The following is a 20,212-nucleotide window of genomic DNA, read 5'->3' as shown; positions in this document are numbered from 1 at the left end:
CGGCGTGAAGGTCGGCAAGACCCCCAGCGAGACCGCGGCCCGTGTGCGCGAGGCCGCAGTGGGGAGGGCCGTCCTGTGAGCGGACCGATCCTCAAGCCCGGGACCGAATGGGACGCCGTCTACTCCCGGTGCCGCGAGGCGGCACCGGAGGCCTTCGGCCCCGCCGGGGCGCTCAACCGGTGGGGCGGGGCCTGGAGGACGGGCGGCACACCGCGCCCCTTCTTCTCCCCGGTGGACGGCGGCGAGCTCGCCGCGCTCCCCATGCTGGACGCGGCCACGGCCGAGGAGGCCGTCCGGGCCGCCGCCGACGAGCACCGGGCCTGGGCGGACACACCGCTGTCCGAGCGCCGCGCCCGCGTGCGCGCCGCCCTGGACGCCTGGAGCGCGCACCGCGAGACCCTGGCGCTGGCACTGGTCTGGGAGATCGGCAAGCCGTGGCGGCTGGCGCTGCAGGACGTGGACCGCGCCATCGAGGGCGTGCGCTGGTACGGCGAGCGGATCGAGGGGATGCTGGAGGGCCGCGCCCCGCTCCCGGGCCCGGTCTCCAACATCGCCAGTTGGAACTACCCGATGAGCGTGCTGGCCCACGCCATGGCGGTGCAGGCGCTGGCGGGCAACGCCGCGATCGCCAAGACCCCCACCGACGGCGGCCTGGTGTGCCTGACGCTGGCCGTGGCCCTGGCCGTTCGCGAAGGCCTGCCCTTCACCCTGGTCAGCGGTGCTGGACGGGACCTGTCGCCGGCCCTGGTGCGCGGCAGGGAGATCGGCTGCGTGTCCTTCGTGGGCGGCCGCGACGCGGGCGGCCAGGTCGCCACCGCGGTGGCCGACCTCGGGCGGCGGCACATCCTGGAGCAGGAGGGGCTGAACTGCTGGGGCGTGTGGGAGTTCGGCGACTGGGAGACGCTCTCCGGGCAGATCCGCAAGACCTTCGACTACGCCAAGCAGCGGTGCACGGCCTACCCCCGTTTCGTCGTGCAGCGCTCCCTCTTCGACCGGTTCCTGGAGGCCTACCTGCCCGCGGCCCGGGCGGTGCGCTTCGGCCACCCGCTGGCCGTGGCCGACCCGGGCGACGACCTGCCCGAGCTGGACTTCGGGCCGCTCATCACCGCGGCCAAGGCCAAGGACCTGGCGGATCAGGTCGACGACGCGGTCGCAGGGGGAGCGGTCCCGCTGTACCGGGGCGGCCTCGACGAGGCGGCGCTGCTCCCGGGCCAGGACGCCGACGCCTACATGGCGCCGGTGGCGCTGCTGGAGCCGCCGCGCTCCTCGCCGCTGTTCCACGCCGAGCCCTTCGGGCCGGTGGACACCGTGGTCCTGGTCGACACCGAGGCCGAGCTGCTGGCGGCGCTCAACGCCAGCAACGGCTCGCTGGTGGCCAGCCTGTCCTGCGACGACCCGGAGGCGGCCGAGCGCATCGCCGCCCAGGTGCGGGCGTTCAAGGTCGGGGTGAACCGGCCCCGCTCGCGCGGTGACCGCGACGAGCTCTTCGGCGGCTGGGGCGCCTCCTGGCGCGGCGCCTTCGTCGGCGGCGACCTGCTCGTGCGCGCCGTCACCCGTGGCCCCGAGGGCGAGCGCCTGCCGGGCAACTTCCCCGACTACACCCTGCGTCCCGACCCCCGCGGGTGAGGACCCGCCCGTGGACCCAGGGCCGCCGGGTCCACGGGCCCGGGGCGGGACCGGGCTCACGGCCGGACCCGGTCCCGCACCGAAACGCCCGAATCTGGCCGGATCCGGCCACAGGCGGGGTGATCTGGGGTGCGTGGGGCGGGAAACGGCCGTGGGGCGGGTGTGGAGGGAGTAGCGTGCCGCTCAGGCATGATCACCGTCCGCCCGATGACCGGGCGGAGCTCCGCCCCGCACGGCCGCGCCCCCGGCGCATGAGCGGCGTGCGGCGCGCACGGCTTCCGCAGGAAGGAGGAGGGCGCCCGCACCGCCGCGTGGTGGAACGGCGCCCGAACCGCAGATGAGCAGGAACGGCCGCGTCCTCACCGCGCTCCTGGCCGCGGCCGCCCTCGCCGCGGCGCTGGCCTGCCTCACCTGGTGGGCCGTCGAGCGCTGGGGCGTTCCCGGCTGGCCGCCCGACACCGGGCAGACGGCCCTGGCGGCGGGGCTCTTCGCCCTCTTCACGGCCCTGGTGCTGACGGCGGTCCTGGCCGGCGGCTCCGCGGGACGGCGCGGCGCCGGTGCCGAGCGCGCGCGGGCCGAGGCCGCCGCGGCCCATAGGCGCAGGCAGGTCCTGCGGATGCGGCTGCCCAGTGCGCGCAAGGACTACCCGTTCCTTTTCTCCGCGGCGGTGTGCTGGCGTGAGACCGGGCCGCCCGAAGGGGCGGAGGGGGCCGCGGTCTGCGCGGTCGAGCGGCGTGCCCGCGAGTTCGCCGCGGGCGAGCGCCCCGAGGACGTCGAGACCGCGCAGTTCCGGCTGGCCGCCGCGCTCGGCCCCGAACCCGGCTCCCACCCCGGGATCGGACAGGTCTGGGCCGAGGAGGTGCGCCTGGAGCTGTCCCCCGAGGACGAGGAGCGCCTGGTGCGCCTGAGCGATCTGCGCAAGCGCGAGGCCATCCGTGAGGAGGAGCGCGCCGCCGAGCGCCTGGAGCGCGACTACCTGAGCAAGGAGGTCTTCTCCGATCCCGGCTCGGCCCTGCTGTGGTGGCTCGCGCGCGACCCCGCGCGCGTGGACGAGGCCGCCGAGCGCATCGGCACACTGGCCCGCCTGTCCTCCGCCGCCACCGGGCGCCCGCTGCCCGAGGTCTACCAGGAGCTGATGGAGGCGGCCGAGGGGGACGACGTCCTCGCCGGGGCCGTGCGCTCCGCGAGGTGGGCCGGGGGCACGGAACCGTCCGGGCCGTCCGGACCTTCCGGGGCCATGCCGTCCGGCGTCCGGCCGGGGAGCCCCGGGGGAGGCGCGGCCGGGCCGGCCCCCGAGTTCACCGAGCGCGCCTCCGCCGCCACCAGGCGGGACGAGGACCCCGACCGCTGGACGGCGGTGGCCGGGGCCGTCTCCGAGGACTGGGAGGACGACGAGGAGTACGAGGGGTTCCTCCAGCGCTTCGCCGTCTTCCTCCAGTCCAACGGCTACACCGCCAGCGCGCTCCGGCTGCGCAGGGAGCACGACCTGGGCACGGGGTTCGCCCATGCCTTCGACGCCTCCTCGGACCTGTACGGTGACTCCGCCCTTGAGGAGCCGGCCGTCCACGAAGTGGACGTCCGCGACGCGGACCCCTCCGGCTCTGAGCACGACCACGTCTCCGACCACGGCGTCGACCACGAGGCGGACCGCCGCGACAGGAACGGTAGTGGTGACGGCCCCGACTCCGGTTCCGTCGGCGGCATCGGCGACGAGGACCACGCCTCGGAGCCGGCCTCCGATCCCGGACGCTTCTGACCCGGGGCACGCCCCCGCGCTGCGGACCATGTGGGTGCCGTCCTGCCCCCGAGGGGCCCGCGCTCCCAGTCGCCCGCGCCCCTGCCACCGCTCGGGCCCGCAGCGGGCCTCCGACACCTGCCGGAGGCCCACTCCGGTCGGCCGCACCTCACTCCTCGATGGGGACGTCCTCAAAGGTGCCGAACGGCCCCGCGTCGAACGTCACCGACTCCACGCCCGAAGGGGGAGCGGGGACGTAGTAGTAGCCGTACTGCGGAACGTCCTTGACCCTGGTCGGAGGGAACGGTGCCGCACCGACGGCCGAGCTGAATCTTCCTTCCTCGTCGGGCTTGACGTTGAGGTAGGTCGTGCCCGTCTCCGGGACGGTGACGGAGAACGGGAAGTCGCCGAATCCGGAGTTGAACACCTTCTGGGTCCTGAGCAGCCGCTCACCGTCGTGTGCGATCGCGAACCGTGTGACGAGGTAGGCGCCGTCCCGGTAGAACGGGTAGACCTCGATGCTCCACGTCCTCTTGGGGGTGCTGACGTGGGGCTGCTCGACTCCGTCCGTCGAGGCCACCGGCTCGAGGTCCGCGTGCGAACGGAAGGTGCCGGGCCCGTCGACCTCCTCGGGGTCGGTGCGCCCGATCTCCTTCTCCCCTTCCTCCTCGGTCTCGGTCGCACTGACGACGTCCTCCTTGAAGGCGTAGGAGATCTCCACCCGGCGGTTGGCGGCCCGCGCCTCCTCGTCGTCCTCACCGCCCTCGGTGCGGAGGGGCTCTGTGGAGCCCCTGCCTACGGTCTCGTATTCGTAGCCCGACCCGAGCCCTTCTTCGAGAATGTCCTTCACGGCCTCGGCGCGCTGCTCAGAGAGCTCCTGGTTGTAGGCGTCGTCGCCGATGCCGTCGGTGTGTCCGGTGATGGTGATCGGGGGCTTCTCCGGGTCGGCGCGCTCTCGGGTCTCCTCGATGACGTCCTCCAGCACGTCGGCGGCGGTATCGCTCACCTCCGCCTTGTCGAACGCGAAGAGTACGTCGGTGCGCAGCGCCACGGTCTCCCGCTCGGAATCGACCTCGCGGCCTTGGACCACGCCGATGGTCGACCCGTAGAGCTCCCTGTACCCCTTGCCTCCGTACTCCTCGTCCAAGGGTTCCGGGTCGCCGTCCCGGACGGGGAACACCACAGTGTCGCCCTCGCCCGGGGCGTCTCCGGAGCCCACGTCCGGAGGCCCGGAAGGGTAGGTCTCCGGCTCGCCCTCGACGACGGGGACGCCGGCGAACTCGCCGATCCCTCCCGGAGCCCGGACCGTCACCGTGTCCACCCCTTCCTCGAGGGCAGGAGAGAAGACCACGATTTCGTAGGTGACACCGGGGATCCACTGCTCATTGGAGGGAAGGTCGGTTCCGAGGTCGGAGTGGACCCCGTAGGCGTGCTGCCGGACGGTGTCGATCAGCCGGAACTGGTTGATGTCGTCGTCGGCGGCGGCGAACGAGGAGAAGACGTTGTCCTCGATGTCCACCGGTTCGTCTTCGAGGCTGGTGAACCTGATCGTCGTGCGCGTCCGGTCCTCCAGGCGGGCGACTTCGGCGACCTCCACGCGGGCCTTCAGATGGACGTCCCATTTGCCTACATAGCCTTCTTGGACGAATCCCCCATCTGGGGCCGCGTAGTCGCTGCCGTCCTTCCCCTCTCCGCCGCCGTTCTCCTGGGCGGAGCATCCTGTGAGAAGCAAAGCCCCGATGAGGGAGAAGGAAAGGAAGGCGCCGGGGCCTGGCCCGGGTCTGTGCGTGTCTCGTCCGTGCATGAAGGGTGCCTCCGGTGCTCGGGTCTCCGTCCGTCAGGAGACGACGCGGCCTGCGCACCGTCGGTTCCCATGCGGCTGCGAATCGTTATATTCGGGTTGGAAGCGGAGGAGTCGGGGCCGGGGATATCACGGGCTCCAGACCATCGTCTGCAGGTGCAGGCGTTCGCCGTTTCGGCCTCGGAAGCCTGAGATGATGCGGGGCCTTCCGTGGTGTTCGAATCCCATTCGTTCGAAGAAGGCGATGGCCTCCGTGTTCTCTGACATCGCCTGGAGGAAGCACCCCGGCGATCCTTCTTCGCGCAGGCGCTCCTGCCATCGCCGCATGAGGGCGGAGCCGATGCCCTTGCCGCGCGCTTCGGGGACCAGGCGGATGTGCAGGTGCGAAGGCCACCGCGGGTCGTCGAACTCCTTGGCGGTCTCCTTTCCGCGATCGACGATCGAGTCGAAGGCCATCCGCCCCAGGAACAGCGCGGTCTCGGGGCGCAGGAACAGCCGCTCCGTGCGGAGCAGGCGTTCGAAGCACTCCGAGTCCGAGGGAAGGGCCGAGGTGTCCAGGCACCCGGTGAGGTAGCCCAGAAGCTCGCCGTCCTCCTCGGCCACGAAGAAGGAGCCGGGATCGCCGTCCGCGTAGCGGTCCAGCCACACCGCCGGGTCGTGCTCCCCGAAGACCGACGTCGCCGCCGGGTCGCCCTCGCCGCTGCGCGCGAGCACCCCGCGCAGCCGGGACCGGTCCTGCTCGCGGTAGGTCCGCACCGTGACGCCGGTGGTGCCGTCCACGTTCGCCATGCCGTCCTCCTCGGGTCCGCCGCTCTTTCGGTGTACAGCATAGACGCAACTGTGTAGCCCGTACACCGAATGTTCGGGGGCGGCCGCTCCCAGGGCCCTCCCGGTACCCTCCTGGGGACCGAGCCGAGGAGGTGCCGTGGAGCGGGAACGGGGCGGCCGGGTGCTGGCCGCCAATCTGCGGGCGCTGCGCGAGCGGTCGGCGCTCACGCTGTCGGAGCTGGCGCGCAGGTCCGGGATCGCCAAGGGGACGCTGTCCCAGGTGGAGTCCGGCTCGGGCAACCCCACCATCGAGACGGTGTTCAGCTTGTCGAACGCCTTGAAGGTGCCGGTCTCCTCGCTGCTGACCGAGCGCGAGGACCCCGAGGTGGTGCTGGTGCGCTCGGACGGCCTGGAGGTCCTCGGCGGCGACGCCGTCGACCTGCGCATGCTGCGCCGGATGGACGTCACCGAGCGCGTCCTGGAGCTGTACGACCAGCGCGTCCGCCCGGGGGAGCGGCAGTGCTCGACGGGCCACCCCGGCCGCGAGCACGTGGTCGTCACCGAAGGGGTGCTGCGGGTCGGCCCGCCGGACGCCCCCTACGAGCTGAACCCCGGCGATTACGTCTGCTTCCCCGCCGACCGGCCGCACATCTACGAGGCCGTCGGCGGCCCGGTGGTCTCGGTGCTGCTCCTGGAGTACCCCGCCGACACCGGCCCCCCGGCCCCAGGAGGGGCGTGCGCCGCCGCGGTCGAGGCTTCCGCGCGGCAGGAGTGAGGCCGGTGCCGCTTTCGGCCCGCCCCGTCGGGCCGTCAGTCCGTGGCGTCGAACTGCGTGATCACGCGTTCCGGGCGCACGCGCACCACGAGCTCTCCGGGGACCCCGTTGCGGCGGCCGAACTCCTCGGCGCGGTCCGGCCCCATGTAGCGCGCGGCGATCGCGGTCGCGGTGCGCAGCAGCTCATCGGGGTCCTCGGAGACCGAGGCGCGCCCTTGCACCTGGACGAACGCGTACGGGGGCCGCTCGAGGTCGACGCTCAGTGCCAGGCGCGGATCCCGCGACAGGTACCGGCCCTTGGCGCTGGTCCCACCGGTGTTGAAGACGATCTCCCCGTCCTCGACGATGAACCAGACCGGGGCCACGAGGGGACGGCCGTCCGAGGCCGTGAAGGCGATCTTCGCCGTGCGGGTGCCCTCCATGAGGAAGTCGCGCACGCGTGCATCATCCAGGGAGGCCATGGGGCCACCGTAGCCGCGGTGCCTCCGCCTGTCCGGGCGCCCGGGCGTGTGTCGCACAGGCGCCGCCCGGCGGCCGCGGACGTCCCGTGCCGCGCGCTTGCGGTACACTCACCGTCGTGACCTGCCAGACGCACCGCTATTTCACGTTTATCGAGCCGGCCCGGGAGCGGTCGGCCGCTGGAGCGTGAGCAGAGCGGTCGACGGGTCCCGAGCCGGCTGAGAGCGAGAAGGCGACGCCTTCCGCTCTTTTTCTTTTTCCAGCGGTCGGCTCCCCTTTGGCCAGGTGGGCGGTCGGCCGCCCCAGGCCGAAAGGAATCAGCGACGATGACCCCCGAGAACGGCGCCGGGAACGGCAGTGCCTCCGAGGTCCAGGAGCTGCGCGGGCGCATCGACCAGGTGGACGCCCAGCTCGCCGAGCTGCTGGAGCGGCGCGCGCTTCTGGCCGCACAGGTCCAGAGCCTCAAGCCGGTCGGCGGCTTCGCCGGCCGCGACACCGACCGTGAGCGCAGCCTGGTCGCCGCCATGGCCCGCCGCGCGCCCCGTCTGGGGGAGCGGCGCATCTCGCGCATCATGCGCGCGGTGATCGAGGCGGGCCTGGACGCCGCCGAGCAGGACCGGGCGCGCGTCTGAAGGCCCCCGCCACGACCCCGTCGGCCCTGCGACGACGGCTCCGGCGTCCCTGAGGCCTCTGGTGTCCCGGCCCGTACTGGGGTACGGGGGCCGTGGCCCGCGACGGGGACGCGTGGTAAGAGATGTGGCGTCCCGGAACGGGCCGGAGCGCACGGAGGTGGCCGTGGCCGACGGGAATGGGCCGATCGCCCGCGCAAGGCTGCCGGAGCCGGTGAGCGAGGAGACCAGGAGCCTGCTCAGCACCGGCCCCTTCCACGAGGCGCTGCGCGCCGTGGTCGAGGACAGTGGGCTGACGCTCGAGGGCCTGCAGCGGCGCATCGACCGTCGCGGCGTGCGGGTCAGTCTCACGGCGCTGAGCTACTGGAGGCAGGGGCGGAGCCGCCCTGAGCGTCCGGAGTCCCTGCGGGCACTGTGCGCGATCGAGGAGATCCTGCGCCTGCCCGACGGAGCGCTGCGCTCGCTCCTGGGCCCGCCCCGCCCGCGAGGGCGCTGGGCGCGCCGGGCGGAGCCGCCCTCCCCGCCGGGAGCGCGGGCGCCCTGCGCGCCCATCGTCCCCGAGCCGTACGGCGCCTCCTACGAATCGGCGCTGTTCGAGTCGTCACTGCGGGCGTTCTGCCAGATGGACACCGTCCGCGTAGGGGCCGACCAGGCCATCCGCAGACTCGGCACCCGGATGGTGCTGCGCGCGCTGGACGACGGCCCCGACCGCTGCACGGCCGTCTACAGCGGCGAGCCCGGGGTCCCTCCCGCGGCGATACGGCCGCTGGCGGTCGAAGGCTGCACGGTCGGGCGGGTGCGGCGCCACCCGCGCGAGCCGCTGGTCGCCGTCGAGCTGTTGTTCGACCGGGCGCTGAGGGCAGGACAGACCCATCTCGTCGAATACGCCTTCGCCATCACCGACGCCACCGTCAGCAGGGACTTCCGCCGCGCGTTCCGCTATCCCGCGCAGACCTACGTCCTCGACGTCCGCTTCGACCCGGACGCCCTGCCGGCGCGCTGTTTCCGCTTCTCCCAGTCGGGCCCGGGCGCCCCCGAGGTCGTCGAGGGAGAACTCGACCCGGCTCCCTGCGGTTCCGTCCACATCGCCGAACAGGGAATGGGCGGGGGCGTCCTGGGCATCGGCTGGCACTGAGCCGCGCCCCCTTCGCCCCGGGCCCCGCTGCCGCGTGCCGGGTCCGCCCGGAGCCGTCACGGGACCGTGAAGGCGCTCACGACCTGGTGGAAGTCGTCGTCGGCGTACAGGGCGATGCTCTTGGCCGCGTGGTCGACGTCCACCCGTACCGGACGCAGGTCCGGCCGCCCGTCCAGGCCTCCTCCCGGGCGCCACCAGTAGACCTGCCCGGTGATGGGCTTGTCCCCCTCGGCGAACCGGGCCGCCACCTCCTGCACGGTCTCCAGCGCCGCGATCGGATGGTGCCCGTCGATCGGATGGGCGATGACCACCTGCGGCACCGGCAGGGCGACCAGCGCCCCCGACGGCGGGGCTGCTCCCAGCGCGCGGTCGAGCGCGTGGACGTGCGCGGCCATGAAGAGGTGGTCGCCCCCGATGTGCACGAGCGGGATCCCGCCCGGCCCCTCGTGCCGGGAGACCTCCGCGGGCTCGCCCAGGGAGTTGTCCACGGCCGTGCGGAACGCCTGCTCGGGGGAGGTCCCCGTCCGCTGGAGCGCGGCCCGCGTCAGCATCTGCACCGAGTCGGGCCCGTCGACGGCGACGGTCTCCCACAGCCCCGGCGCCAGCGGGCGCGTCACCAGGCTCGCGCGCATCTCCTCGGTCAGTTCCCTGGCCAGCGTCTCCTCCGCGTGGAGCCGGATGCGCAGGGACCCCGGGTCCGCCCCGCCCGCCGGCTGAGCCGGGGGGCGTCCCCGCTCCTGCCCGGACATCCGCGCATGCTCCTGGGCGCAGTCCCGGGCGAAGTCCGCCGCGAGCGCCTCGACCTCTTCGGGCAGGCGCCCTACGACCGCGGAGCGGTAGCCCCGCGCGTCGAACTTGCCGGCCGTGCCGTCCGGAGCCTTGAGGCCGATCGTGTCCGGGTCCAGGAACACCGGGGAGAACCCGTGCCTCTCCAAGGCCCGGAGCACGGCGTGGCCGGCCGCGTCGTCCGCGGGCAGCGGGTAGTGCGTGCCCAGCGGGACGCCGCGGCGGCGGAAGCCGCGCATGAGGCCGCGCACCACGCCCGCGGCGAAGCCCGGCAGGTCGCCGGGAGGCATGGCCGCCGCCTCCCGGAAGGCGTCGGCGAAGTCCAGGTCGGTGGTGCCGCCCCCGGGGAGCGCGGTGCGGACCCCGGTGGGAGGGAGGTGTTCGGCCTCGATCCGCTCGCGGGCGAAGGCCTCCAGAAGGGCGTCGGCGAAGTCCGCTCCCGGAGCGCCCTCGCCGGCGTGGCGGCGGTGCCGGCCGTGCGCCGGTCTCATCTCGTCACTCACGCCATTGCGACGCTGCGGCCCCCTGGCGCGGTTCCCGTGCCCTTGACCCGAGGGGAGCCGTGCTTTACCCGGTAGGGGCGATCATGGCGGTGAGGGGGTGGCTGCGGTGGTCAATCCGGTATGGACCGGCACCCTGACGTTCGGCATGGTGTCGCTTTCGGTACGGCTGTACAGCGCGCGCGAGAGGCACGGCCCGGTCATGCACCAGTTCCAGCGGGGGACCTCGGACCGCATCCGCTACAAGCGTGTCAACGAGCGGACCGGCGGGGAGGTGCCCAAGGACGACATCGTCCGCGGCGCCCGCGTGGACGAGGACGACGGCGAGGACTACGTGGTGCTGGAGGCGGAGGACCTGGAATCGATCCTCCCCGCGCGCTCACGGGCCATGGAGATCCGCGGGTTCGTTCCCGAGAGGCAGGTCGACCCGCTCTGGTACTCGGCGACCTACTTCGTGAGCCCCCGGGAGCGCGCGTCGGCCAAGCCCTACCGGCTGCTGTGCGCGGCCCTGGAGCGTACCGGGCGGCTCGGCCTGGCCACGTTCATCATGCGCGACCGCGAGCACCTGGTCCTGGTGGGCCCGCAGCAGGGGGTGCTCTCGGCCTCGACCCTGTGGTGGCCGGACGAGGTCCGCGACCCCCGGGACGTGATGCCGCCGGTCTCCGAGGCCGAGCTGAGCGACTCGGATCTGGGACTGGCCGAACAGCTCGTGGAGGCGATGGCGACCGACTGGGAGCCGTCCGACTACAGCGACGACTACGAGCGGCGCCTTGAGGAGCTGATCGAGGCCAAGAGCAAGGGCCGCACCATCACCTACCAGGAAGAGGAGCCGCAAGAGGGGTCCACCGTCGTCGAGCTCACCGACGCGCTGCGCAAGAGCCTCAAGGAGCGCAGGCAGACCCGCGCGAACGGGGGCAAGGGGAGCGGCGGGAACGGATCCAAGGGCGCGCGGGCGCCGAAGCCGCGACGCGGAAACGAGTCCGAGGCGGACGGCGCACCGTCCTCCCCGAAGGGGGCGACGAAGAAGGAGCTCCTCAAGGAGGCCGGGGAGCTGGGCGTCCAAGGCCGTTCCAAGATGAGCAGGGACCAGCTGGCCGAGGCGGTCGAAGAGGCCAGGAACACCTCCGCCCGGGCGGCGCGCTGAGGCCGCTCTCGTCCCGGCTCTGGATCCCGGCCCGGGAGCCCGGACCGCGGGTGCTCCTCAGCCGGGCCCCTCCGCGTCGATCGCCAGCCCCTCGGGCACCTCGCCCGGCGACAGGTCCGGGCGCGGACGGAGGTAGCGCACCAGGTGCCGCCATTTGCCTCCGGCGACCGACGCGTCCGGCTCCACCTCCACCACCAGGTCCGGCTCGACCCTGGTGTAGGGCTGGCGCGTCTCCCGGCCCCAGGCCGGCCCCAGCGTGCGGGGCCAGGGGTGGTCGTCGCTGGCCTTGGACAGCAGCCCGTCCAGCCCCTCCCGCTGGGCCTCGTCGAGATCGTGGGTCCGGCCCACGGGCCGCAGCGCCCCCGACCCGGGATCGCGGCGCCCGAGGATGAGGGCCCACGGGCGGTCCGGTCGGCCCACCACGCCCCCGACCACCGCCTCCGTCGTCGCGACCCGCTTGTACTTGTCCCACCCGCGCCGCCCCGGCCGGTAGGAGCGCCGGTCGTCCTTGGCGACCAGCCCTTCGATCCCCGCGTCGGCCAGGCCGTCGAACCATTCGCGCGCGGTCGCCGGGTCGCCGGTCTGCCAGCCCAGCACGAGATGCGGGTCGTCCACCCCGCCGAAGAGCCGTTCCAGCCGGGCGCGGCGGTGGCGCAGCGCGCGCCGGGTCAGATCGGTCCCGCCCTCGTGCAGCAGGTCGAAGACGACCAGGTGGCAGGGTTCCTCGGCGGCCAGGCGCCGCGCCGAACGGGGGGAGGCGCGGTTGCGCCGCTGGAGCGCCGCGAAGTCCAGGCGGCCGTCCGCCCACCGGACGATCTCGCCGTCGAGGAGGAGCCCGTCGGGCATCTGGGCGTCCACCGCGGCGGCCACCTCGGGCCAGCGCGTGTCGAGGCGGCGCCCCCGGCGCGAGTGGAGGCGGACCGGCCCGGTCGACGCCAGGGCGCGGAACCCGTCCCACTTCGGCTCGTACACCAGGTGCGGCCCCTCGGGGAGGGACTGCACGGTGCGCGCCAGCATCGGTTCCACATGGAGACCGTGCCCGTGGCCCGCCCCGGACAACCGTTGACCTGCACTCCCATCGCCCACGGCGCTCAGGGGCGCTGAAGCGCCCGGCGCGCGGCGTCCCTCCGAGTATGCTCCGTGTCCGTTCGGACGGCGGAGAGCCGCCTGAGCCCCGAGTCCCGTATCGGCGCGCCGGCTCAGGCGTCCCGCCGGACGCGAACGCGGGGAGCCGGTCACCGACGTCCGCGGGCCGGGATAAGAAGCCCTGTCAACGCTCCAGAGGACGTCAGACGCCCTCGTTCCGCGCCGCGCAGGGAGGAGGCGCCGCGGGTTTCCGGGAGCCCCTGAACGGCTCCTCGGCCGCCGGGTAAGACGTTCCCGGGTGCGGAGGGCTCCACCGCTCCCGGGGCGGGCACCGTCCTCCCCGTGGGTCTGGGCAGGAGCGGCGCATCGGCCTATCGTCGCCACTGACCCGCCGTCCCGGTGGCCACGGCGCCGCGCCGACCGGCGTGCCGCGCCCTCCCGGGCGGAGCGCCCGCCCGCTTCCGCCCCACCGTCCTCCCCACACCGCGAGGAACGCCATGTCCCCCAGCGCCCGCCCTGGAAGAAGACCCTCCCGACGGCTCATCCGGCCGCTGCGCGCGGCAGCCGCCCTCGTCACCGCCGTGGCCGCGGCCCTCGTCACCGCCGCCACCGCGGCTCCGGCCGCCGCCGACGCCGGACCTCCCGTCCCGGCGCGGTCCGCTCAGGCGGCCCAGGCCGACATCGTCGCCGGCGACCCCTTCTTCAACGACGCCTACCCCGGCCGCTGCACCATCGGCGCGGTCGTCACGGCCGGGTTCCTGGCCAACGCCCACTGCGGGCGAGAGGGCGACCGGGTGCGCGGCCGTGACGGCGGCACCGGCACCGTGGCCTGGAGCTCCCCGGAGAGCGGTGTGCTGCTCGTCGAAGCCGACGACGGCTGGAGGCCCACCTCCTCCATCCGGACCGGCGGCGGCGCGAACGCCACCGTCCGCGGCACGGTCGAGGCGCCCGTCGGCGCCTCCGTGTGCCGACCCGGCCCGACCACCGGCTGGCGGTGCGGCACCATCGTGGCCAAGAACCAGACGGTGCGGACCCCGCAGGGACACGTCTACAACGCCACCCGGACCAGCCTCTGCGCCGAACCCGGCGACACGGGCGGCGCCTTCTACAGCGACGGCCACCTCCAGGGCCTCCTGCTGGTGGCCTCGGGCAACTGCTCCACCGGTGGAACGAGCTTCTTCCTGCCGATCGACCCGATCCTGTCCCGGTACGCGCTCACGCCGGTGACCGGCTGAGACCGGCGGCCGTCCCGAGCGCCCTGCCCGGGAACCGCCCCGGCTCCCCGCCCGTCCCGGACACCAGGGCGTTCCGTTGCCGAACGGCGCCCGATCCGTGATGACCGAACGGCGGGCGGAGAGGAGAATGGGGACCAGAAGAAGTGGAGGAGGACCCCGCGCCCCGCGGGGCGGCCGTGCGGGCGCGCGGTCCCCACGGGGAGGCGGATGCCATGTCCACGATCGCCCACGCGCGTTCGCACGCGCTCGTGCACGCCTGGAGAGGCCTGGTCTCCGGCCTGGCAGGCGGTGTCGTCTTCGGCGTCCTCATGGCCGCCGCGGGCATGCTCCCGGCGGTCGGCATGCTGGTGGGCACCGAGAACGCCATCGCCGGCGGCGCGGTGCACCTGGTGATCTCCGCCGGATTCGGCCTGGTCTTCGGCCTGATCGCGGGCGCCGTCGCCGACCGCCCCTGGCCCGTGCTGGCCGCGGGCGCGGCCTACGGCCTGTTCTGGTGGGTGGCGGGGGGACTGGCCCTCATGCCGGCCATGCTCGGCATGCCGGCGTTCGCGTTCGGCGAGCAGGCGTGGACGAGTCTGGCCGGCCACCTGCTGTACGGGGTGGTCACCGCGGCCGTGCTGATGTGGATGAGCCACAAGGAGGTCTGAGGTGTGACCGGAACGCCGCTCCGCGCCCGGCGGGGGCGGCGTCCCGGCACGTCCGGGGGCACCCCGCCGGGGCGGTGGCGCGGCCGGGCCGCGAGTGGCAGGCTGGTGAGGCGTGGCCGTACGTGACCGAATCACCGAAACCGAATGGTCGTTGCTGGCGCCGCTGATGCCCGTCGGCGCCGGAGAGAGGGAAGGACCGGGCGGCATGCGCCGCGTGGTCGAGGCGGTGCTGGAACGCCTGCGCACCGGATGCCCCTGGCACGAATTGGGCGGGAGCACCGCGGAAGGGGAGGCGGCGGCCGAGTGGTACCGGCGCTGGTGCGCCGACGGCACCTGGCAGCGGATCGCCGACCGCCTGCGCGTCGACCCGTCGACCGGGCGCAGACTGGTGGCCGGGTCCCCGGTGGAGGCGGTGTGCACGGTGCGCCCCGCGCCCGCCTCGGCGTGGCTGGGCGCCCGGTGCGCCTTCGAGCGCGCCCGCCGCTCGCACGGTGGGCCCCGCTGACGGGTGGGCCCGCGGCGGGCCCGGGGCCGGAGGGCGGTGCGTCACGGCGCCCGCGCCGCCGGCCCCGGGCGGGAGCGCCTCACATCCGCGGCGGCAGCGCCACCCGCCCTCCGGGCGCGAGCTGCTCCCGCCAGGCGGCCGGGGGCGGGCCGATCGGGTCGGTGCACACGATCCGGTCGTAGGGGCCGCACCGCGCATGGCCCTGGTCGGGACGGGCGATGACCACGCGGGCGGGGTAGCCCGCCTGCGCCAGCCGCCAGCGCGCCGCGGCCGCCTCGGCGGGGTCGGCCGAGGTCGCGGTGACCAGGTCGGCGTCGCCGGTCCGGTGGCAGATCAGGGCGGTGGCGTAGCCGCTGGCGCAGCCCACGTGCAGGACCCGCATGCCGGGGCGGATGCCGGCGCTGTCCAGCACCGTGAGCAGGGTCGCCATGGCGGGGTCCGGGTCCGTGGGCTCGGCGGACCACAGCGGCCGCGCGCTGAAGGGGCTGCGCGGGACGGCGGCCACGGCCGGCCGCCAGGCCGCCGGGGCGTAGCAGGCGGCGTGGGCACGGGACAGGGCGGTGGTGGACACGGGGCTCTCCGGGCGCGTCGGGGGCGGGGACATGGCTCGAGCGGGGTGCACCAAGAGTAGTCGGTCCGCGCACGTGCGTGAGCGGCCGCGGCAGGCCTGCGGCCCGCGCACACGTGCGCGGAGCGTACCGGGGCCGCCCTTGCTCCCGCCCCGTCGGTGCCCGTCCGCACCCGTGCCCGGGCGGAACGCCCGTCAGGCGGCGGTGCGCGGATACCCCGGGACGGCCCGGCTGACCAGCCACGCCACCACGCCGCACCCCGTTCCCACGAGGGTTCCCACCGCAAGGCTGCTTACCAACGAGAACCCCCGCACCGCCAACGCCTCCACCGCGGGCGGAAGGACGCCCTGCAGGTTGCCGCCGAGCGCCGGCGGTGTATCGAACGCCCAGGCCCACAACACCTGGTGCGTCACGCCCAGCAGCGCGCCGTACGCCACCCCCACCGCCATCAGGGTGAGCAGAGGGTTGGGAACCCGCCTCCACAGCGCCACCACCACCCAGACGGTGAGCGGCGCCCACACGAGCAAGGCGTTGGCCGCCGGCCCCACGACCTCCAGGTCATGGGCGATGACCCGTGGGACACCGAGCAGGGCGAGGCCGATGACCCCGAGCATCGGAACTCCCAGCCGTCCCCGGGCGCCCTGCGCAGTTCGATCGCTCACCGTCGTCCTCCCGACGCTCCGTTCCGAGCACCACCGCGGTCCTGCGGCGGCTTACGGCCAGTGAGCCTAGAGAGGGCACGTGTTCCGGCACCTCGGGCTGCGCGGTGCAATCGCTCTACATCGCAGGGTGTACGCGGGAAGAGGAGCGTGCACCTCCAGGAGGCGGTCCCCTCAAGCGACTCCGGTCCCGCACGGGCGCTCGTGGTGCGGGCGACGCCGGCGCCTCGGCGAGAGGGAGCCGTACCGAGGGGCGCGGGCCCTTGGCGCGCGAGAGATCACGCCGCCCATAGACTCCGCAGAGTGAGCGATCGGAATCCCTATGGCCGCCTCGACCTCGACCAGCTGCGCACCTTCCTGGCGGTCTACCGCGCGGGCTCCCTGACGGCGGGGGCACGCCTGGCGGGGCTCTCACAGCCCACCGCCACCGCGCAGGTCAAGGCCCTCGAAACGGCGATGGGCCGCCGACTGTTCGAGCGCCTGCCCCGCGGGGTGGCGCCCACTCCCGTCGCCGACGACCTGGCCGGGCGCCTGGCCGGGCCGATGGACGCCCTGGAGGCGGTCGCCGGCGGCGCCTCCGACGCGCCTGCCCCGGTGCCCCCGCTGCACCTGGGCGGCCCCGCCGAGATGCTGTGCACCACCGGCCTGCCGGCGCTGGCCCCCCTCATCGGCCAGGGGGTGCGCCTGCGGGTGGCGACCGGTCTGGCCGACGACCTGCTGGCCGGCCTGCGCGCGGGCCGGCTGGACCTGGTGGTCTCCTCGGTGCGGCCGCGCGGGCGCACTCTGGCGGCCGAGCCGCTCGCCGACGAGGACTTCGTCCTGGTGGCCTCCCCGGCCTGGGCCGAGCGGCTGGACCCGGGCCGCCTGGCCGCCGAGGGGCCCACCGCCCTCGCGGGGGTCCCGCTGGTGTCCTACGCCGAGGACCTGCCCATCCTGCGCCGCTACTGGCGGCACGTCTTCGGCGAGCGGCTGACCGCGACCCCCGCGCTCACCGTCCCCGATCTGCGGGGCGTGGCCGCCGCGGTCGCCGCCGGGGCCGGGGTGAGCGTCCTGCCGCGGTACCTGTGCACGCGCGAACTGTCCTCGGGTGCGCTGGTGGCGCTGCTGGAGCCCGAGGACCCGCCGATCAACACCGGCTTCCTGGTGCAGCGCGCGGGCGCCCAGACCCACCCGCACCTGGCGCCGGTCCGCGAGCGGCTGAAGGCGGCGGTGTGCCTGGGATGAGCCCGGGCGGCGCGCGGCCGTTTCCGGCCGGGTCGCCCCTGTCCTCCTCGAATCGCAGAGGGTAAGATCGCAATCGCCCGTTGTGATGAAATGCGCCCCCGGTGCCGGGCGCGGCGACCGTCCGCGCTCCGCGGAGGCGGACCGACGGAGACGGACCGCGACATTGAGGCCAGCCCCCGCCCGCCCCCCGGGCCCCTTCCCGTACGGGGAGGCCGCGCACGACACGACCGCCTTCCGGATCCTCGGCCCGGTCCGGGCCCAGCGCGGGACGCGCCCCGTCCCGCTGCCGGGCGGCAAGCAGCGCACCCTGCTCGCCGCCCTCCTGGCCCGGTCCGGGGCGAGCCTGCCCGCGAGCGCACTGGTGCCCTACATCCTCAGCGGAGGAGGGCCGGAACACCCCGAGGCGGCCGTGTACACCTACGTCGCCCGGCTGCGCGGCGCGCTGGCGCGGCACGCGGACTGCCCCGGCCTGATCAGCACCACCCCCGGCGGCTACCGCGCCGAGCTCGACGCCGACCGGCTCGACCTGTCGGCCTTCCGGGCCCTGGTCCGCCGCGCGCGGCGCGGCGCCGACCGCGGCGACCTCCGGGGCGCCGCCTCGGACCTGCGCGACGCGCTGGCGCTGTGGACGGGGCCCGCCGCCGACGGGCTGGGGTCCGCGGCCTTCCGGCGCGGTGTGGCCGAACCGCTGGAGGAGGAGGCCGTCCGTGCGCTGGACGGCTACCTGGAGGTCATGGGGGCGCTCGGGGAGGGGGGCGACGCGCTGGCGGAGGCGCGGGCGATGGCGGCGGTCCACCGGGGCCGGGGCGGGCTGGGCCGGAGGCTGGCCGAGGTGGTCGGGTAGGGCGGCCGGGCCTCCTGACGCCGACCGGAGCGGCCCCCGCACCCGCGGAACGGCGCGTTCGGAAGGGGAGTCGTTCCCGACCCCGGCCCACGGCCCCCCGGGCACCGGCGAAAACAATCTCCATGAACGCGCATGAATCGGTTGCCGCTGGGCAAAGAGGCGGTAAGGGTTGCATCGGCCGGGTGGGCGGAGGTTCTCCTCCGCCCACCCGGCCCACCCGTTTCCAGGGCGCCCGGCCGCGGACACCTCACCCGGACGGGGCGGACTCGGGCTCCTCTCCGGGTTCACGGGCCCCTCCTGCGGACCCGTCCCGGGCACCCCGGCGCACCGCCGCGCGCTCGGCGAGAGCGCCGATGCCGACGACCGCCAGGTTCACCCCCAGCCCGTACAGGCCGGCGTTCACACCGGCGAGCGCCGCCCCGTAGAGCGTGGACAGCGCCAGCGTCGCCGCCACCCCGGCCGTCATCCCGGCCAGGACCACCGCGGGGTGCACCGGCCGCCTCCGCCACAGGGCGAGCGCGATGGCCGGTGTGATCTGCACCAGCCCCGCGTACGTCAGCAGGATCAGGTTGGCGAGTAGGTCCGGCCTGAGCAGCGCCAGCGTCAGCGCCGCGAGGCAGGCGGCGACCACCGTGGCATGGTTGACCCAGAACTGCGTCCGGGGCGAGCGTACGGGTGCCACATTGCGCGCGACCAGGGTCGAGACGCCGATCGCCATGCTCGCCGCCGGAACCATCGACGCGGTCAGGGCAGCGACCGCCACGACCCCCACGAGCGGGTCGGGGAGCATTTCGCGCACCAGGGTGAGCAGCGAACCATTGGGCTCGGTGTCCTGGGACAGCACGAGCACGGCGGTGAATCCCAGCGTCACCGGGAAAGCGACCACCAGGGTGAACAGGGGGAGGAACGCGTAGTTGCGGCGCAGCGCCCGCGCGCTCCCCGCACTCAGCACGCTGTTCCACAGGAAGGGCAGCCCCATCAGACCGAACCCCAGCACGCTCACCAGCGCGCTGGTGAAGAACCACACCGGTCCGGCCCCTTCGACCTGCAGGGTCAACAGCTCGGGCCGCTCGGAGGCCACCCGCTCGAACACGTTCCCCAGGCCGCCCGCGTAGTGGATCGGGACCACCACCGCCAGCGCCGTGATGACCACCAGGGTGACGGCGTCCTTGAAGTAGGCGGTGGTGACGACGCCGCGGACCCCGGCCCACAGCACGAACACGACCACCAGCACCGTTCCGGCCGCCATGCTCACCGCGCCGGACGCGGCGTCCCCCGTCACGAGCTCCAGCACCAGACCCAGGCCGGTGATCTGGAGTTGCAGGTAGGGGAAGAGGAAGAGCAGGGCGAAGACCGCCGACACCGCCCCCAGGACGCGGCTGCCGTAGCGGTCGGCGAGGAAGTCGCCCTGGGTCAGGTAGCCGCGTTCCCGGCCCAGCCGCCAGATGCGGGGGCCGACGAAGAACAGCAGGATGTAGCCGACCGCCAGGTAGGGCACGACGTAGAGCGCGGCGACGCCCCCGGTGAAGACCAGGCCCACCAGCCCGAGGAAGGTGAAGGCGGTGAAGATCTCCCCGGCCTGGAGGAACCACACCGTGGCGGCGCCGAAGTTGCGCCCGCCCACGGTCCAGTCGGCGAGGTCCCCCGACGGGCGGCGCCGGCCGAGCATCCCGCAGGCGGCGATCGCGGCCATCCCGGCCAGGGCGATGGCGAGCGTGGTGCTCATGCCCCGCCCTCCTCGCGGTCGGCGCCCCGCTCCACGAAGAGCAGCACGGGCGTCACCGCCAGGCACCACAGGACGACCCACACCAGCATCGGTGGGAGCCCGAACCAGAGGCCGCCCGTTCTGAGGAAGGGGAGGACGGGGGTGGCCATCAACGCCGCCGCCGGAACGATCACGGCCAAGGACCTGCTGCGCAAGGGACCTCCCGATGCGCGAGGGGGCAGGGGCAGAGGCGACACTAGGCCCCGGACCCCGGCGGCGCAACGGTCTCCTACCGCCCCCGTCGGCCCTGCCGCCCCTTCCGCCTCTGCCGGCACCGAGCCCCGCCCCTGAGGGCGCGGCGGCGCGCCCGACTCCCGTAC

Annotated in this window: 20 protein-coding genes; 11 read left to right on the top strand and 9 right to left on the bottom strand. The window is 74.5% G+C overall.

Translation table 11 applies throughout. The annotated features are described in order from the left end of the window. The first annotated feature begins 75 nt into the window (after positions 1–75). Together D450_RS0106905 and D450_RS0106900 are read left to right on the top strand one after the other, a co-directional pair. A complete protein-coding gene (locus D450_RS0106905) occupies positions 76–1,626 on the top strand; it encodes an aldehyde dehydrogenase family protein (protein WP_017537946.1) in 1,551 nt (516 codons plus the stop codon). Positions 1,627–1,963: 337 nt separating this feature from the next. Continuing rightward, a complete protein-coding gene (locus D450_RS0106900) occupies positions 1,964–3,382 on the top strand; it encodes a hypothetical protein (RefSeq protein WP_026128420.1) in 1,419 nt (472 codons plus the stop codon). Positions 3,383–3,530: 148 nt separating this feature from the next. On the opposite strand, the gene D450_RS0106895 is transcribed toward D450_RS0106900, so the two are convergent. Together D450_RS0106895 and D450_RS0106890 are read right to left on the bottom strand one after the other, a co-directional pair. Then, positions 3,531–5,093 carry an OmpA family protein gene (locus D450_RS0106895; RefSeq protein WP_241483084.1) on the bottom strand — a complete coding sequence of 521 codons (1,563 nt, stop codon included), beginning with the start codon at positions 5,091–5,093 and terminating at the stop codon, positions 3,531–3,533. Positions 5,094–5,291: 198 nt separating this feature from the next. Then, positions 5,292–5,951 carry a GNAT family N-acetyltransferase gene (locus tag D450_RS0106890; RefSeq protein WP_017537944.1) on the bottom strand — a complete coding sequence of 220 codons (660 nt, stop codon included), beginning with the start codon at positions 5,949–5,951 and terminating at the stop codon, positions 5,292–5,294. Between the two features lie 136 nt (positions 5,952–6,087). On the opposite strand from D450_RS0106890, the gene D450_RS0106885 reads away from it, so the two are divergent. Further along, positions 6,088–6,705 carry a helix-turn-helix domain-containing protein gene (locus D450_RS0106885; protein ID WP_017537943.1) on the top strand — a complete coding sequence of 206 codons (618 nt, stop codon included), beginning with the start codon at positions 6,088–6,090 and terminating at the stop codon, positions 6,703–6,705. A 35-nt stretch (positions 6,706–6,740) separates the two neighbouring features. On the opposite strand, the gene D450_RS0106880 is transcribed toward D450_RS0106885, so the two are convergent. Further along, positions 6,741–7,166: a PPOX class F420-dependent oxidoreductase gene (locus D450_RS0106880; protein WP_017537942.1), complete on the bottom strand. Its 426-nt coding sequence runs from the start codon at positions 7,164–7,166 to the stop codon at positions 6,741–6,743. A gap of 324 nt (positions 7,167–7,490) precedes the next feature. On the opposite strand from D450_RS0106880, the gene D450_RS0106875 reads away from it, so the two are divergent. Both D450_RS0106875 and D450_RS0106870 read left to right on the top strand, forming a co-directional pair. Then, positions 7,491–7,796, top strand: coding sequence for a chorismate mutase (locus tag D450_RS0106875; protein WP_017537941.1), 306 nt, complete (start codon positions 7,491–7,493; stop codon positions 7,794–7,796). Between the two features lie 163 nt (positions 7,797–7,959). Continuing rightward, positions 7,960–8,928 carry a hypothetical protein gene (locus tag D450_RS0106870; RefSeq protein ID WP_241483083.1) on the top strand — a complete coding sequence of 323 codons (969 nt, stop codon included), beginning with the start codon at positions 7,960–7,962 and terminating at the stop codon, positions 8,926–8,928. 56 nt (positions 8,929–8,984) lie between these two features. Here the strand turns inward: D450_RS0106870 and D450_RS0106865 are convergent, their stop codons facing one another. After that, a complete protein-coding gene (locus D450_RS0106865; protein ID WP_241483082.1) occupies positions 8,985–10,217 on the bottom strand; it encodes a hypothetical protein in 1,233 nt (410 codons plus the stop codon). Positions 10,218–10,323: 106 nt separating this feature from the next. On the opposite strand from D450_RS0106865, the gene ku reads away from it, so the two are divergent. Further along, a complete protein-coding gene (ku, locus tag D450_RS0106860) occupies positions 10,324–11,358 on the top strand; it encodes a non-homologous end joining protein Ku (protein WP_017537938.1) in 1,035 nt (344 codons plus the stop codon). Between the two features lie 57 nt (positions 11,359–11,415). On the opposite strand, the gene D450_RS0106855 is transcribed toward ku, so the two are convergent. Then, a complete protein-coding gene (locus D450_RS0106855) occupies positions 11,416–12,375 on the bottom strand; it encodes an ATP-dependent DNA ligase (RefSeq protein ID WP_017537937.1) in 960 nt (319 codons plus the stop codon). Between the two features lie 566 nt (positions 12,376–12,941). On the opposite strand from D450_RS0106855, the gene D450_RS29650 reads away from it, so the two are divergent. The 3 genes from D450_RS29650 to D450_RS0106835 all read left to right on the top strand — a co-directional run bounded on the left by D450_RS29650 (position 12,942) and on the right by D450_RS0106835 (position 14,831). After that, on the top strand, positions 12,942–13,679 hold the full coding sequence (locus D450_RS29650; RefSeq protein ID WP_017537936.1) for a S1 family peptidase: 738 nt from the start codon (positions 12,942–12,944) through the stop codon (positions 13,677–13,679). A 143-nt stretch (positions 13,680–13,822) separates the two neighbouring features. Beyond that, entirely contained in the window at positions 13,823–14,326 is a 504-nt protein-coding gene (locus D450_RS0106840; protein WP_017537935.1) for a hypothetical protein, read from the top strand. 112 nt (positions 14,327–14,438) lie between these two features. Beyond that, the gene (locus D450_RS0106835) at positions 14,439–14,831 is read left to right on the top strand and encodes a transposase (protein WP_275041805.1); all 393 of its coding nucleotides are present in this window, start codon (positions 14,439–14,441) and stop codon (positions 14,829–14,831) included. 79 nt (positions 14,832–14,910) lie between these two features. Here the strand turns inward: D450_RS0106835 and D450_RS0106830 are convergent, their stop codons facing one another. Further along, on the bottom strand, positions 14,911–15,402 hold the full coding sequence (locus D450_RS0106830; protein WP_017537933.1) for a protein-L-isoaspartate O-methyltransferase family protein: 492 nt from the start codon (positions 15,400–15,402) through the stop codon (positions 14,911–14,913). A gap of 192 nt (positions 15,403–15,594) precedes the next feature. Then, entirely contained in the window at positions 15,595–16,014 is a 420-nt protein-coding gene (locus D450_RS0106825) for a hypothetical protein (protein ID WP_017537932.1), read from the bottom strand. Positions 16,015–16,362: 348 nt separating this feature from the next. On the opposite strand from D450_RS0106825, the gene D450_RS0106820 reads away from it, so the two are divergent. Continuing rightward, positions 16,363–17,283: a LysR family transcriptional regulator gene (locus tag D450_RS0106820; protein ID WP_017537931.1), complete on the top strand. Its 921-nt coding sequence runs from the start codon at positions 16,363–16,365 to the stop codon at positions 17,281–17,283. A 163-nt stretch (positions 17,284–17,446) separates the two neighbouring features. Further along, complete coding sequence (locus D450_RS0106815) at positions 17,447–18,127, top strand: AfsR/SARP family transcriptional regulator (RefSeq protein WP_017537930.1); 681 nt, start codon at positions 17,447–17,449, stop codon at positions 18,125–18,127. A 247-nt stretch (positions 18,128–18,374) separates the two neighbouring features. Here the strand turns inward: D450_RS0106815 and D450_RS0106810 are convergent, their stop codons facing one another. After that, positions 18,375–19,853: a sodium:solute symporter family protein gene (locus D450_RS0106810; protein WP_017537929.1), complete on the bottom strand. Its 1,479-nt coding sequence runs from the start codon at positions 19,851–19,853 to the stop codon at positions 18,375–18,377. Further along, the gene (locus D450_RS0106805) at positions 19,850–20,047 is read right to left on the bottom strand and encodes a hypothetical protein (protein ID WP_017537928.1); all 198 of its coding nucleotides are present in this window, start codon (positions 20,045–20,047) and stop codon (positions 19,850–19,852) included. The genes D450_RS0106810 and D450_RS0106805 overlap by 4 nt, the downstream gene beginning before the upstream one ends. Positions 20,048–20,212: the final 165 nt, after the last annotated feature.

Source organism: Nocardiopsis halophila DSM 44494 (assembly GCF_000341245.1).
GTDB lineage: Bacteria > Actinomycetota > Actinomycetes > Streptosporangiales > Streptosporangiaceae > Nocardiopsis_A > Nocardiopsis_A halophila.
This window is presented reverse-complemented; position numbering and strand designations above follow the sequence as displayed.